Source organism: Actinomadura sp. (assembly GCF_044508335.1).
Taxonomy (GTDB): domain Bacteria; phylum Actinomycetota; class Actinomycetes; order Streptosporangiales; family Streptosporangiaceae; genus Spirillospora.
On record NZ_JBIQHY010000035.1, the window covers coordinates 29,803 to 43,980 of the forward strand.

Here is a 14,178-nt window from a genome sequence, read left to right on the forward strand (position 1 = left end):
AGGCTCCCCGGCGGGAGCCTCACCGGCAGGGCGGGGCGAACGGGGCGGACGGCAGGTAGCGCCGCCATTCGGGCCGGGTGATCGCGGTGCCCGCCGTGGCGCAGATGTGCGCGGCCACCTCCTCCGGGTCCAGGTTCCACAGCCTGACCTCGCGGCCGGCCCCGGCGGTGACCAGAAGGGGGCGGCCCGGGACCGCCATGTCGATGTAGAGGGCCTCGGTGGACGCCGTGAGGGTCGCCAGATGGCGCGGATCGGACGGTTCGGACGCGTCCCACAGCCAGACGGTCCCGTCGCCCCCGGTCGCCGCGAGGACGCCGCCGGGGCCGTAGGCGAGCGAGTAGATGTAGTTGGCCGGGCCCCGCAGGCGGCGGGGGAGCGGGCGCGCCCGGTCCCGGACGTCCCACAGGATCACCGTGTTGTCGGCGCCCGCGGTGGCCAGCGTCCCGCCGTCCGCGCTGAACACCGCGGCGAAGACGTAGCCGCCGTGGGCGGTCAGGGCGCCGCCGAGCCTGACCGGGTGCCGGGGATCGGCGACGTCCCACAGCAGGACGGTCCGGTCCGCGGTGCCGTAGGCGAGCGTCCGGCCGTCGGGGCTGAACGCGGCCTGGTAGGTGTAGTTGCCCGCGCCCGCGAGCTCGGCGAGGCGCTCCGGCCGGTACGGGTCGCTCACGTCCCACAGCCAGACCTTCGTGTCGTTGCCCGCCACGGCGAGAAGGCGGCCGTCCGGGCTGAACGTGAGGCCCTGCACGATGTCGCCGGGGCCGGTGAGCCTGGCGGGGATCGCGGTGGGACGGCCGGGGGAGCGGACGTCCCACAGCTGCGTCGAGCCGTCGGTGGCGCCGATCGCCAGCGTCGCGGCGTCCGGGCTGAGCGCGGCGGCCCCCGACGCCGCGGCGGGGCCCGCCGCCCGCTCGATCACCGGGCCGAGCGGGTACGGGCGGCGCGGGTCGGCCACCGACCACAGCCGCGCGGCGCCGCCGTTGCCCGCCAGAGCGAGGACCCGGCCGTCGCGGCTCAGCCCCACGGCGAACACGTCGCCGCCCGGACCCTCGATGACCGGCCCCGGGAGGTCCCACAGCCGCGCGGCGCCGTCGGACGCGGCGGTCGCCACCGTCCCCGGGCGGGGGAACGCCACCGACGTGACCGGCCCCGGATGCGGCAGGGTCGCGATGAGCGCGCGCGTCCGGGTGTCCCACACCCAGGCCCTGCCGTCGGAGCTCGCCGCCGCGACCGACTCGCCGCCGGGCGCGAAGGCCGTCCCGTTCACCCAGCTCTTCGGCCCGGTCAGCGGCTTGCCGGCCGGGGACCGGTCGGAGGTCCGGAAGAGCCGGACGCTTCCGTCGGCGCTGCCCGCCGCGAGCATCCGGCCGTCCGGGCTGAACGCCACCGAGAAGACGGTGCGCGTCCCGGCCGCGAGGGGGCGGCCGAGCCGCGCGCGGCGGGGGACGTCCACGAACTGGACCGTTCCATCGGCGAAGCCCGCGGCCAGCGTCGAGCCGTCCGGGCTGAACGCGACGCTGTGCGCGGGGGCCTCGCCCTCGAACAGCACCCGGCCGTCCGGTCGCGGGGAGGCGGTGTCCCAGTACCGGACCGTGCGGTCGGCGCTCGCCGCGACGAGCGTCCGGCCGTCGGGGCTGAACGCCACCGCGTAGACGGTGCTCTCCGGCCCGGTGAGCGCGCGCGGCGCCCCGCCCGGCCGCCACGTGAGCACCGTGCCCCCGCCGCTCCCGGCCGCGAGCGTCCGCCCGTCCGGGCCGAACGCCACGCTGTACACGGTGTCGGGGAAGCCGCGCACCGGTTCCCCGGCCGGCGCGGGGCGGCTGCGGTCGGCGACGTTCCAGAGCCGCACGGCCCGGTCTGCGCCGCCGGTCGCGAGCATGCGGCCGTCCCGGCTCACGGCGACCGACTGCAGCAGACGCGGGCCGCTCACGACGCGGGTCGCGGCGGGGCCGGAGTAGGCCTCCAGCAGGCCGGCGCGGGCCTCGGGGGTGCGCGCCACCCGGTACGCGGCCAGCGCGGTCTGCCCGGCGAGCGCGGGGTCCTTGCCGCGCAGCCTGCCCGACTCGATCGCCACCTGCCGCGACACCGCGATGTCGCGCTGCGCGTCGGCGGCGTGCCGCTGGCGCAGCGTGACCGCCGCCAGGCCGAGCGCCAGCAGGGACACCGCCGACAGGACGGCGATCAGCCGCCGGCCGCGCCGGACCAGCCGCCGCGTCGCCCGCGCCTCCGCGTCCCGCTGGCGCACCGACGCGTCCAGGAACCGCCGCTCCCGCTCGTTGAGGGCGGCGCCGCGCCGCGGGTCGGCGGCCAGCTCCTCGGCCTCGGCCAGCCACCCGCCGCGCAGCAGGGTCCCCGGGTCGCGGCCCGACTCCTCCCACGCCTCGGCGCCCGCGGTGAGCCGCCGGTGGGTGCGCAGGTCCGCCCGGTCGGCGTCCAGCCACGCGCGCAGCCGCGGCCAGGCGAACAGCAGCGCCTCGTGGGCGATCTCCACGCCGTCGGCGCGGGCCGTGACGAGGCGCTGCGCGACGAACAGGTCGAGCACCTCCCGTACCTCGTCGCCGAGCTCGCGCTCCGCCACCCGGCGCCGGGTCACGCCGGTGTCGTCGGCGATGTGCACGAGCCGCCCGAACAGCCGCCGCGCGACGAGGCGCTCCTCCTCGTCCAGCCCGCGGTAGACCTCCTCGGCGGTGGCGCGCACCGCGCCCTCGATCCCGCCGCTCTCCCGGTAGCCGGCGATGGTGAGCATCCCCTGCCGCTGCCGCTCCCACGTCGACAGCAGCGCGTGCGACAGCAGCGGCAGCGTGCCCGTCTCGTGGGCGGCGCCGGCCCGCGCGCCCGGCGCCGGGCTCATCTCCCGCAGCAGCAGGTCGGCCAGGCCGGGCTCCAGCTCCAGCCCCGCCCGCTGCGCGGGCGCGACGATCGCGCGGCGCAGCTCGTCCTCGTTCATGGGGGTGACGACGACCTGGCCCGCCTGCAGCACCCCGGCGAGCCCCGGATGCCGCAGCGCCCGCGCGTAGAAGTCGGCGCGCAGGGCCAGGACCACGGCGGCGGGCAGGTCCAGCAGCGCGCCGATGAGCTCCTCGGCGTCCGCCTCGGACCGGCCCGTGAAGACCTCCTCGAACTGGTCGACGAGCACGACCGCGGGCCCCGCGCCGCAGAGCCCGGGGACCTCGGCGGCCTTCAGCTCGCCGGCCGTGCGGAGCACGATCGCGGCCTCCCCGCGCAGCGCGGGGACGAGGCCGGCGCGCAGCAGCGACGACTTGCCCGCCCCGGACGGCCCCGCGACCACCAGCGCGCCGCGGCCCCCGAGGGCCCGCACGCGGGCGGCCAGCGTCGCGGTCAGCTCCTCCCGGCCGAAGTACCAGGCGGCGTCCTCCTGCTCGAAGCGGGCCAGCCCCCGGTACGGGACGACGGCCGGGCGGCGCCCCGGGCTCCGGCGGACCCGGCGCAGCGCGTCCAGCCACAGCCCGACCGTCCCGGCGTCGGCGACCCCGCACGCGCGCAGCAGCTGGGGCAGCCGCGGCGGCCGCAGCGGCGGCAGATGCCGGCCGGAGAAGTAGCCGCCGGCGCTCGCGTCCGGCATCCCGGCGTTCCGCGCGACCTGCCGCACGGTCAGGCCCGCGCGCTCCCGCAGCAGCGTCAGCTCCCGCGCGAAGTCCTGCCGCGTGACGATCCGGCGCGGGTCCGGCGCCTCCGCGCCGTCGCCGGACGGTGCGCTGTGGGCCATCTGAACCTCCGCGGCGGGTCCGGGTCCGTCTGACGCTCCGAGTCAGACACCCGGCGCCGCCGCAGAAAAGGTCAAATGACATAAATGCGGACATTTAGTTCGATTTCCGGGTTTTCCCGGGGTTCCTCACCGTCCGTCGCGGCGCCGCGCCGCAGCGGGACCGGGCGCCGTGCCCGGCCGCGTACGGCCTTGTACGGGCATTGGACGAGGCGTTGTGCGGGCCGCGCCCGGGGGTTCTCCTGGAAACGACCCCGATCATGACAGGTGAAGGCGGCACCCGGCCATGACGAGAGAGCACGCATTCGACGGCGAGGGGTTCGGCGGGGGAGCGTCCGGCGGCCCGGACGGGGGCGGCGGCGCGGCGGGCCTCGCGCGGCGCCGGCGCCCCCCGGCGGACGGGGCGGCGGCGCACTTCCACGACACCGTGCACGCCGACGGCGACATCGTCGCCGGAGACAAGATCGTCCACCAGGCGGCGCCCCGGTTCGCGCCGCCCGTCCGGCAGCTGCCCGCGGCGCCCCGCGACTTCGTCGGCCGCGAGCGGGAGCTCGCCGCGATGGACGAGGCGCTCGCCTCGTCCGGCGGCCGCGGCTCGGCGACCGTGGTGCACATCCACGGCATGGCCGGCGTCGGCAAGACGTCGCTGGTGCTGCACTGGGCGCACCGCAACGCGGGCCGCTTCGACGAGCACATCTTCCTCGACCTGCACGGGCTGTCCCGGCGGACCGCGGCGACGCCCGCCCGGGCGCTGTTCCGGCTGCTCTGCGACCTCGGCGTCGCGGCCGGCGACATCCCGGCGGACGAGGCGCGCCGGGCCGCGCTGTTCCGCTCCCTGGTCGCCGAGCGCCGCGTCCTCGTGGTGCTCGACAACGCCGCGGACGCCGGCCAGATCGTCCCGCTGGTGCCGGGCGGTCCCGGCTGCCTGGTCGTGGTGACCGGCCGCACCCGGCTGGAGGGCCTCGACGCCCGGTTCGGCGCCGTGTCGGTCCCGGTCGCCCCGCTCACCACGGACGAGTCGTGCGAGCTCGTCGCCCGGCTGCTCGGCGGCGACCGCGGGGAGCGGGAGCCGGACGCGGTCGCCGACCTCGCCGACTCGTGCGGCCGGCTGCCGCTCGCCATCCGCATCGCGGTGGTCGGGCTCGCCGCCGGGCCGTTCGACTCGGTCGCCGCCGTGGTGGACGAGCTGACCTGCGGCGGCCGGCTCGACGTGCTCGCCCTCGACGGCGACGCGGGCCTCGCCATCCGGCCCGCCTTCGACCTGTCCTACGACGGCCTGCCCCCCCGCGAGCAGGGCGTCTTCCGGATGCTCGGCCTCCTGCACGGCTACGACTTCGGCGCAGAGAGCCTCGCCGCGCTGCTCGGCGTGCCCGTCCCGGAGGCGCGCCGGCTGCTGCGCGGCCTCGTCCGCCGCCACCTCGTCGAGCCCGGGACCGTCGGCCGGTTCCGCCTGCACGAGCTGCTCAGCGAGTACGCGGCCGAGCGGCTCGCCCGCGAGGACGGCGCGGCGGCCGGCCCCGCGGCCCGGCGGCTGCTCGGCTGGTACCTGACCCGCGTCCGCGAGGCCGCGGCGGCGATCGCGCCGTCGGCGACCGGCCCCGCGTGCGCGGCGGAGCCGCTGTCCCCGGCCGCCGCCGAGCGGGCCCTCGCCTGGTTCGAGGCGGAGCGGGCCGCCGTCGTGGCGATGGCGCGGCGGGCGGCCGAGCGCGGCGAGCCCGCGCTCGCCTGGCGGTTCGCCGACGCGCTGTTCCACCTGCTGCGGCGGGACAAGCACGGCGCCGACAACCTGGAGGTGCACCGGCTCGGCCTCGCCGCGGCGCGGGCCGCCGGGGACCGGCACTCCGAGGCGCTGATGCTCGACCAGCTCGCCGTCGTGCACTGCGACCGCGGCAACCACGCCGAGGCCGGTGCGGACGCCAAGGCGGCGTACGAGATCTTCACCGAGCTCGGCGACCACCGCCGGGCGGGCTGGGCGCTCAACACGCGCTCGCGCGCGGAGCGGCTGTGCTGCCGCAACGAGGAGGCCCTCGGCTTCGGCGAGCGCGCGCTGGAGATCCTGACCCGGGAGGGCGACCGGCACGGCGCCGGGCAGGCGCTGGCGCAGATCGCGCAGGTGCACTGGAGGCTCGCGCACTACCGCACCGCGCTGCGCCACGCCCGCGAGTCGCTGCGCCTGCACCGGGAGCTGCGGGCCGGCGCCGGCGAGTCCGAGGCGCTGGAGCTGATCTCCCGGATCCTGCGCCGCCTCGGCCGCGTCGACCTGGCGCTGCGCTACGCCCGGCGGGCGCTCGCCGTCCGCGAGCGGCTCGGCGACCGGCGCGGCCAGGGCGAGGTCCTGGACGGCATGTCCCGCACGCTGCGGCGCAGCGGCCGGCTCGCCGAGGCGCTCGCCCGCGCCGACGACGCGGTGCGCATCCGGGAGGACGTCGGCGACCTCACCGGCGTCGCCGCCAGCCTGATCAGCCGGGCGCGCGTCCGCGAGAACCTGGGGGACCGCCCGGCCGCCTTCGAGGACGCGACCCGCGCGCTGCGCATCTGCCGGGACGTCGGCGACCAGTACGGGGAGGCCGAGGCGCTGTGCACCATCGCCCAGTTCCACCACGACTCCGGGCGGTACGAGCTGGCCATCCGGCACGCGCGGGCCGCCCTGGCCATCCGGAGGCGGATCCGGGACGAGCACGGCGTCGCGTCGGCGCTCAACCTCGTCGCCCTGGTGGAGCGGCGGCTCGGCCGGCACGCCGACGCCCGCCGCGACGTGGAGCGGGCCCTCGCCCTCCAGCGCAGGATGAAGGCCGGGTACGGCCTCGGCAAGACGCTGACCAACCTCGCCGAGATCGAGCGCAGCGCCGGCCGGTACGGCGAGGCCCTCGGCCACGCCTTCGCCGCCCTCGCCAACCACGCCCGGGCCGGCGTCGGCGGCGGCGAGCGGATCGCCCAGGGCGCGAGCCTCGCCACCATCGCCAGGATCCAGTGCCGGATGGGCGACCACGGGGCCGCGCTGCGGCACGCCACCGCCGCGATGCGCCTCCAGTGCGAGACCGGCGACCGGCCGGGCCAGAGCGTGACGCTGGACGTCCTCGCCCGCCTCGGCATCCGCACGAGCCGGTACCCGGAGGCCGCCCGGCACGCCGAGGAGTCGCTGCGGATCCGCCGCGAGATCGGCGACCGGCGCGGCGTCGCCGAGAGCATCGCCAAGCTGGCGCTCGTCCGCTGGCACCAGAGCCGCTACGACGAGGCCCTCTCCCGCGCGCGGGAGGCCCTGGCGATCCAGCGGGAGATCGGCGACCTCGCCGGGGCCAGCGGCGCGCTGTACGTCCTCGCCCGCATCCACGCGCGCACCGCCCGCTACGCGCGGGCCCGGGAGTGCGCCCAGGAGTCCCTGGAGATCTGCCGGCGCACCGGGGACCGGCACGGCGAGACCGACGACCTGCTCACCCTCGCGCACATCGACCGCAGGCAGGCCAGGTACGGCCGGGCGCTGCGGACCGCCCTGGAGGTCCTGGAGGCCAAGCGGGAGATGGACGACCGGACGGGCGAGGCGGAGGCGCTCACGCTCATCGGCCGGCTGCAGGGCGAGCTGGGCCGGCACGACGCGGCGCTCGCGCACCTCGCCGAGGCCCTGCGGCTGCAGCGGGCGACCGGCGACCGCTACGGGGAGGCGGAGACGCTGGAGGCGATCGGCCGGGTCCGCCGCCGGCTGGCGCAGTACCCGGCGGCCCGGCGCGTCCTGAAGGAGGCGCTGCGCATCGAGCGGGAGATCGGCGACCTCGCCGCGGAGGGCCGGACCCGGACGCTGCTCGCGGACGTGTGCTGCCACCAGGCCGCGTTCCGCGCCGCCGTCCGGCACTCCCGCAAGGCCATCGCGATCCTGCGGGAGATCGGCGACCTCGACGGCGAGAGCGCGGCCCGCGACGGCCTCGCGCGCGTCTGCTACTGCATGGCCCGCTACCGCAAGGCGCTGCGGCACGCCGGCGCCGCGCTGCGCATCCGCACCGAGACCGACGACCGGCACGGCCAGGCCGAGAGCCTGGCCACCCTGTCGCGCAACCACCGCAGGCTCGGCCGCAACGAGGTCGCCGTGGGCCTCGCCGAGCGGGCACTGGCCCTGTACCGGGAGATCGGCGACCGGCGCGGCGAGGCCGACAGCCTCGGCACCCTCGCGCACGCGCGGTGGCGGCTCGGCGACGAGGCCGCCGCGCTCGCCGCCGGGCTGGACGCGCTGCGGCTCCACCGGGAGAACGCCGACCGGCACGGGGAGGGCGAGATCCTCGACCTGCTCGCCCGCGTGCACCGCAACGCCGGGCGCTTCGCCGACGCGCTGGAGCTCGTCACGCAGGCCCTCGCGCTGCGCCGGGAGATCGGCGACCGGCGCGGCGAGGGCGACAGCCTGAACACCCTGTCGCGCCTCATGCGGCGGCTCGGCGAGACCGCCGAGGCGCTCGACCAGGGCCGCCGGGCGCTGGCCATCCGGTATGAGATCGACGACCGCCGCGGCACCGCCGACACCCTCGACAACATCGCCCGCGTCCACGCCCAGGCGGGTGAGCACGAGCAGGCCCTGCGGCACGCGCTCGACGCGCTGGAGATCCAGGTCGCCATCGGCGACCGGTGGGGGCGCGGCCGCAGCCTGCTGCTGGCCGGCCGGATCCAGCTCGCGCTCGGCCGCCCCGGCGAGGCGCGCGCGCACCTGGCGCGGGCGGCCGCCGTCTGCGCCAGGACCGGGGACCGGGAGTCCGCGGACGACGCCCGCGGCCTGCTCGCCTCCCTGCTCGGGTGAGCCCCGCCCGCGGCGGGGCCGCGAGCGGGGACACCGGAGAGGCGGGCGCGTAGGATCCGGAATGCACGCGTTCTGTCGGTGGGGTCTCCTACGGTCGGGGGCGACGGGGCCCGCCGGCCGCGCCGACGGAGCGATGCCGCCGAACGAAGGTGACGATCACCATGGCGAACACCACGATCGAATCAGACCGCGACTTCCAGGAACTCGCCGATCCCTACCGTCGGGAGCTGCTGGCGCACTGCTACCGGATGCTCGGGTCCATCCACGACGCCGAGGACCTGGTGCAGGAGACCTACCTGCGGGCGTGGCGCTCCTACGGCGACTTCGAGGGCCGGTCGTCGCTGCGGACGTGGCTGTACCGGATCGCCACGAACGTGTGCCTGACCGCGATCGACCAGCGCGGCAGGCGGCCGATGCCGTCCGGGCTGGGCGCGCCGAGCGACGACCCGGAGCGGCCCGTGGTGGCCTCGCCGGAGGTGCCGTGGCTGGAGCCGGCGCCCGACGCCGTCCTCGGCGCCGACGCCGCCGACCCCGCCACGATCGTCGCCGCCCGGGAGAGCACCCGGCTGGCGTTCGTCGCGGCGCTGCAGCACCTGCCCGCCAAGCAGCGCGTGGTGCTGATCCTGCGGGACGTCCTCAAGTGGCGCGCCGCCGAGGTCGCCGAGCTGCTCGGCACCTCGACGGCGGCGGTCAACAGCGCGCTGCAGCGGGCGCGGGCGCAGCTGGAGCAGGACGCCCCCATGCGGGACGAGCTGGTCGAGCCCACCGACCCCGGGCAGCGCGACCTCCTGGAGCGGTACGCCAAGGCGTTCGAGGACGCCGACATCACCGGCCTCATCGAGCTGTTCAAGAAGGACGTCGTCTGGGAGATGCCGCCGTTCCCCGAGTGGTTCGTCGGCGCCGAGCACGTCGTGCGGCTCATCATCGCCCAGTGCCGGCCCGGCCCGGGCGACATCCGGATGGTCCCGGCGGCCGCCAACGGGCAGCCGGCGTTCGGGCTCTACAAGCGCGACGAGGAGGGCGTGCTCCGCGCGTTCCAGCTGCAGGTCCTGAGCGTCACCCCGGAGGGCGTCTCGCACGTCTCGGTGTTCTTCGACACCAGCCTGTTCCCGCTGTTCGGGCTGGCCGAACACCTCTGATCGGCCTCCCGCTCTTCCAGTGAGCGGAAACCCGCCTGCGGCTCCTCCGGCATGGCCTGCCAGGGTGGTGGGGAGTGTCCGCGACGTGGGAATGAGGGATGAGCGCATGACCCACCCCCCGTACCTGTACCCGGGCTACAAGAGCACCGTGCTCAGAGCCCCGAAGCAGGAACTGATCATGCCGAAACTCGGCCCGGACAGCGTCGAGCTGACCTCGCCGGTCTTCGGGCACCAGGAGCTCGGCCGGCTGGACGAGGACCTCACCGTCCAGCACTCCGGGGAGCCCCAGGGGCAGCGGATCATCGTGACCGGGCGGGTGCTGGACAGCGGCGGCCGGCCGGTGCGGGGCGCGCTCGTGGAGATCTGGCAGGCCAACGCGGCCGGCCGGTACAACCACCTCGGCGACATCCACCCGGCGCCGCTCGACCCGAACTTCACCGGCGCCGGGCGCTGCCTCACCGACGACGACGGCCGCTACCGGTTCATCACGATCAAGCCGGGCGCCTACCCGTGGGGCAACCACCACAACGCGTGGCGGCCCGCGCACATCCACTTCTCGGTGTTCGGCACCGCGTTCACCCAGCGGCTCGTCACGCAGATGTACTTCCCCGACGACCCGCTGTTCGCCTACGACCCGATCTTCCAGTCGATCCCGGACGAGAAGGACCGGCAGAAGCTGATCTCCCGGTTCGACATGGAGATCACCAAGCCGGAATGGGCGCTCGGATACCAGTGGGACATCGTTCTCGGCGACACCCCGATGGAGACCTGATGAGCACTCCCTCACTCACCCCGTCACCCGCCACGCCGTCCCAGACGGTCGGCCCGTTCTTCGGCTTCGCGCTGCCCTACGCGGCGGGCCCGGAGGTCGTGCCGCCCTGGCGGCCGGACGCGATCCAGGTGCGCGGGCGGGTCCTCGACGGCGCGGGCGAGCCGGTGCCCGACGCGCTCCTGGAGATCTGGCAGCCCGACGGGGACGGCGCGATCCCGCGGCGCCCCGGCGGCCTGGTCCGGGCCGGGCACGGGTTCTCCGGCTTCGGCCGGTGCGGCACCGACGCCGACGGCGGCTACTGGTTCAGCACCGTCAAGCCGGGCGCGTCCGGCGCCGGCGCCCCCTACATCGCCGTGCTCGTCTTCGCCCGCGGCCTGCTCAAGCCCGTCTTCACCCGGCTGTACTTCCCCGAGGACGAGGCGGTGCACGCCGCCGACCCGCTGCTCGCGGAGGTCCCGGAGGGCCGCCGCGCGACCCTGGTCGCCGAGCGGGCGGGCGAGCGCGAGTACCGTTTCGACATCCGGCTGCAAGGGGAAGGAGAGACGGTCTTCCTTGCCTACTGACGAGCCCTGCGGCGGGCCGGGCCCCGACGCGGGCCTGCTGTCGCCGGTCCGGGCCGGGACGGAGGCGGAGGCCGCCACGGGCGACCCCGCCTACCTGACCGCGATGCTGGACGCCGAGGCGGCGCTCGCCCGCGCGCAGGCCCGCCTGGGGATCATCCCGGCGGCGGCGGCCGAGGCGATCACGGCCGCCGCCGTCCCCGGCCGGTTCGACCTCGTCGCGGTCGCCCGCCGGGCCCGCGGCTCCGGCACTCCGGTCGTGCCGCTGGTGGCCGACCTGCGCGCCCTCGCCGGAGCCGCCGGTGAGCACGTGCACAGGGGCGCCACCAGCCAGGACATCGCCGACACCGGCGCGATGCTCGTCGCGGCGCGGGCCAGGCGCGTCGTGCTCGCCCACCTCGACCGGGCGCTGGACGCCCTGGCCGGGCTCGCGGAGCGGTACCGCGACACCCCCACGGCGGCCCGCACGCTCGGCCGGCAGGCGCTGCCGACGACGTTCGGCGCCAAGGCCGCGAACTGGCTGATGGGCTGCCTGGACGCCCGCGCGGGCCTGGCCGCCGTGCCGCTTCCGGTGCAGCTCGGCGGCCCCGCCGGGACGCTGGACGCCTTCGGCGACCGGGCCCTCGACCTCGTCGCCGCCTACGCCGAGGAGACGGGCCTGGACCGCCCGGTCCTGCCCTGGCACACCCGCCGGGCGCCCGTCGCCGGCCTCGCGGCGGCGCTGGCCGTCACCGCCGGCGCGCTGGGCAAGATCGCCACGGACGTGTGGCTGCTGTCGCAGAGCGAGGTGGGCGAGGCCGCCGAGGCCGCGGGCCCCGGCCGGGGCGGCTCGTCGTCGATGCCGCACAAGCGCAACCCGGCGCTGTCCGCCCTGATCCGCTCGGCCGCGCTGCAGGTCCCGGCGCAGACGCAGGTGATCCTCGCCGCGCAGGCCGCGCCGCAGGAGCGGCCGGCGGGGGAGTGGCACGCCGAGTGGCAGCCGCTGCGCGAGTGCCTGCGCCTCACCGGCGGCGCCGCCGAGACGGCCGCCGAGCTGCTGGACGGCCTGGAGGTCTCCACCGAGTCGATGCGCGCCGGCCTCGGCGACCTGCTGGACGTGCTCGGCGGCGACCCGGGGCCGGGCAACGCCGCCGTCCTGGTGGACCGGGCCCTGGACGCCTACCGGAGGAGCCGGCGGTGACACGGACGGACATCACGCCGCGGTACCGGCTCGACGGCCCCGAGGAAGCGCCGCTCGTCGTCCTCGGCCCGTCCCTCGGCACGTCCGCGGACCTGTGGCTGCCGCAGCTGCCCGCGCTGACCCGCGCCTGGCGCGTCCTGCGCTTCGACCTGCCCGGCCACGGCGGCGCGCCGGCGCCCGACGGCCCGTTCACCGTCGACGACCTCGCCGGCGGCGTCGCCGCCCTGCTGGACGGCCTCGGCGCCGAGCGCGCCGCCTACGCCGGAGTGTCGCTCGGCGGCGCGATCGGCACCGCGCTCGCCCTGCGCGCCCCGGACCGCGTCGCCAGCCTGGTCCTGTGCTGCACGTCCCCCCGCTTCGGCGACCCGGGGGCGTGGCGGGAGCGCGCCGCGCTCGTCCGCCGCGAGGGCGTCGGCCCGGTGGCCGACTCGGCCGCGGGCCGCTGGTTCACCCCCGCCTTCACCCGCGCGGAGACCTACACCGCGATGCTCCGCGCGACCGACCCGGAGGGCTACGCGGCCTGCTGCGACGCCCTCGCCGGATTCGACGCCACCGCGCGGCTCGGCGCGATCTCCGCGCCGACCCTGGTGATCGCCGGGGCGCAGGACGGCCCCACGCCGCCGCGGGGCCACGCCGACCGGCTGGCCGAAGGCATCCCCGGCGCCCGGCTGACCGTCGTCGAGGGCGCCGGGCACCTGGCCAACGTCGAGCGGCCCTCCGCGGTGACCAGGGAGATCACCGCGCACCTCGACCGCACGTGGAAGGGACACGGCAGATGAGCGCCGAGCGCATGACCGACGGGGAGCGGCACGCGCAGGGCATGCGGACGCGCCGCGAGGTGCTCGGCGACGCCCACGTCGACCGCGCCGAGGCCCGCAAGGACGGCTTCACCGCCGACTTCCAGGACATGATCACCCGGTACGCGTGGGGCGAGATCTGGAGCCGGCCCGGCCTCGACCGCAGGACCCGCAGCTGCATCACGCTCACCGCGATGGTCGCCGGCGGCCACCTGGAGGAGCTCGCGATGCACGTGCGCGCCGCCGTCCGCAACGGGCTGACGCACGAGGAGATCAAAGAGGTGCTCCTGCAGACGGCGATCTATTGTGGAGTCCCCGCGGCGAACTCGGCCTTCGCCGTCGCCCAGCGGGTACTAGGCGAGCTGGACGGACCCGGAGTGACAGAGTGACATGGCGGAGCGCGCGCGGCCGGTGAGCGTGGCGGGCAAGGTGATGGCCATCCTGAACGCCTTCGCTCAGGGCGGCGTCCGCCTCAACCTCAGCGAGATCTGCCGCCGCTCCGGGCTGCCGCTGGCGACCGGGCACCGGCTCGTCGGCGAGCTGGCCGCGGGCGGGTTCCTGGAGCGGGTCCCGGACGGCACGTACCGCATCGGCACCCGGCTGTGGCGCATCGGCAGCCAGGCCCCGGCCGTCACCGGGCTGCGGGAGCTGGCGCTGCCGCACATGGAGGACCTGTACGAGGCCACGCACGACAACGTGCAGCTCGGCGTGCTGCGCGAGGACCGCGTGCTGATCGTCGAGCGGCTGCGCGGCACCCGCTCGGTGCCGGTCGTCACGCAGGTCGGCGCGATGCTGCCGCTGCACACCACCGGCGTCGGCAAGGTGCTGCTGGCGTACGCGCCGCCGGACGTGCGGGAGCAGGTCCTGGCCGGGGAGCTGGCCCGGTACGCGGTGCGGTCCATCACCGACCCGGAGAAGCTGCGCCGCGACCTGGAGCAGGTCCGCCGCACCGGCTACGCGCTCACCCGGGACGAGATGACGCTGGGCGCCTCGTCGGTCGGCGCGCCGGTGCGGGACGGCGCGGGCGAGGTGGTCGCGGCGCTCTCGCTGGTCGCGGGCACGCGCGGCGCGGACCTGCGGCGGCTGCTGCCGCCGCTGAAGACGGCGGCGCGCGCCCTGTCCCGGGACGTCGCCGCGCACTGGCGCGGCGATCCGGACTTCTTTTCCGGTGAGCGGAAGACCGGTGCTTGAACCTGCGGCGATGCACGCCAGCATCGCCGGGTGAACCG

General features: G+C 77.0%; 9 protein-coding genes. 8 read left to right on the forward strand and 1 reads right to left on the reverse strand.

The features are described from left to right. Positions 1 to 19: 19 nt before the first annotated feature. A complete protein-coding gene (locus tag ACIWVC_RS15025) occupies positions 20 to 3,727 on the reverse strand; it encodes a helix-turn-helix domain-containing protein (RefSeq protein ID WP_396446224.1) in 3,708 nt (1,235 codons plus the stop codon). A gap of 283 nt (positions 3,728 to 4,010) precedes the next feature. On the opposite strand from ACIWVC_RS15025, the gene ACIWVC_RS15030 reads away from it, so the two are divergent. The 8 genes from ACIWVC_RS15030 to ACIWVC_RS15065 all read left to right on the forward strand — a co-directional run bounded on the left by ACIWVC_RS15030 (position 4,011) and on the right by ACIWVC_RS15065 (position 14,140). Further along, entirely contained in the window at positions 4,011 to 8,501 is a 4,491-nt protein-coding gene (locus ACIWVC_RS15030) for a tetratricopeptide repeat protein (protein WP_396446223.1), read from the forward strand. A gap of 161 nt (positions 8,502 to 8,662) precedes the next feature. Continuing rightward, on the forward strand, positions 8,663 to 9,640 hold the full coding sequence (locus ACIWVC_RS15035; RefSeq protein ID WP_396446222.1) for a sigma-70 family RNA polymerase sigma factor: 978 nt from the start codon (positions 8,663 to 8,665) through the stop codon (positions 9,638 to 9,640). 106 nt (positions 9,641 to 9,746) lie between these two features. Then, complete coding sequence (gene pcaH / locus ACIWVC_RS15040) at positions 9,747 to 10,412, forward strand: protocatechuate 3,4-dioxygenase subunit beta (protein ID WP_396446221.1); 666 nt, start codon at positions 9,747 to 9,749, stop codon at positions 10,410 to 10,412. Next, positions 10,412 to 10,975, forward strand: a complete 564-nt coding sequence (gene pcaG / locus ACIWVC_RS15045; RefSeq protein ID WP_396446220.1) for a protocatechuate 3,4-dioxygenase subunit alpha — start codon at positions 10,412 to 10,414, stop codon at positions 10,973 to 10,975. Before pcaH ends, pcaG begins: the two co-directional genes overlap by 1 nt. After that, entirely contained in the window at positions 10,965 to 12,152 is a 1,188-nt protein-coding gene (pcaB, locus tag ACIWVC_RS15050) for a 3-carboxy-cis,cis-muconate cycloisomerase (protein ID WP_396446219.1), read from the forward strand. Before pcaG ends, pcaB begins: the two co-directional genes overlap by 11 nt. Further along, complete coding sequence (gene pcaD, locus ACIWVC_RS15055; protein ID WP_396446218.1) at positions 12,149 to 12,931, forward strand: 3-oxoadipate enol-lactonase; 783 nt, start codon at positions 12,149 to 12,151, stop codon at positions 12,929 to 12,931. The genes pcaB and pcaD overlap by 4 nt, the downstream gene beginning before the upstream one ends. Next, positions 12,928 to 13,338, forward strand: coding sequence for a 4-carboxymuconolactone decarboxylase (pcaC, locus tag ACIWVC_RS15060; RefSeq protein WP_396446217.1), 411 nt, complete (start codon positions 12,928 to 12,930; stop codon positions 13,336 to 13,338). Before pcaD ends, pcaC begins: the two co-directional genes overlap by 4 nt. Position 13,339: 1 nt before the next feature. Continuing rightward, positions 13,340 to 14,140, forward strand: a complete 801-nt coding sequence (locus ACIWVC_RS15065; protein ID WP_396446216.1) for an IclR family transcriptional regulator — start codon at positions 13,340 to 13,342, stop codon at positions 14,138 to 14,140. Positions 14,141 to 14,178: the final 38 nt, after the last annotated feature.

Coding starts and splice junctions, on each gene's coding strand:
- ACIWVC_RS15025 (WP_396446224.1), bottom strand. CDS start 3,727: ATGGCCCACAGCGCACCGTCCGGCGACGGCGCGGAGGCGCCGGACCCG.
- ACIWVC_RS15030 (WP_396446223.1), top strand. CDS start 4,011: ATGACGAGAGAGCACGCATTCGACGGCGAGGGGTTCGGCGGGGGAGCG.
- ACIWVC_RS15035 (WP_396446222.1), top strand. CDS start 8,663: ATGGCGAACACCACGATCGAATCAGACCGCGACTTCCAGGAACTCGCC.
- pcaH (WP_396446221.1), top strand. CDS start 9,747: ATGACCCACCCCCCGTACCTGTACCCGGGCTACAAGAGCACCGTGCTC.
- pcaG (WP_396446220.1), top strand. CDS start 10,412: ATGAGCACTCCCTCACTCACCCCGTCACCCGCCACGCCGTCCCAGACG.
- pcaC (WP_396446217.1), top strand. CDS start 12,928: ATGAGCGCCGAGCGCATGACCGACGGGGAGCGGCACGCGCAGGGCATG.
- ACIWVC_RS15065 (WP_396446216.1), top strand. CDS start 13,340: ATGGCGGAGCGCGCGCGGCCGGTGAGCGTGGCGGGCAAGGTGATGGCC.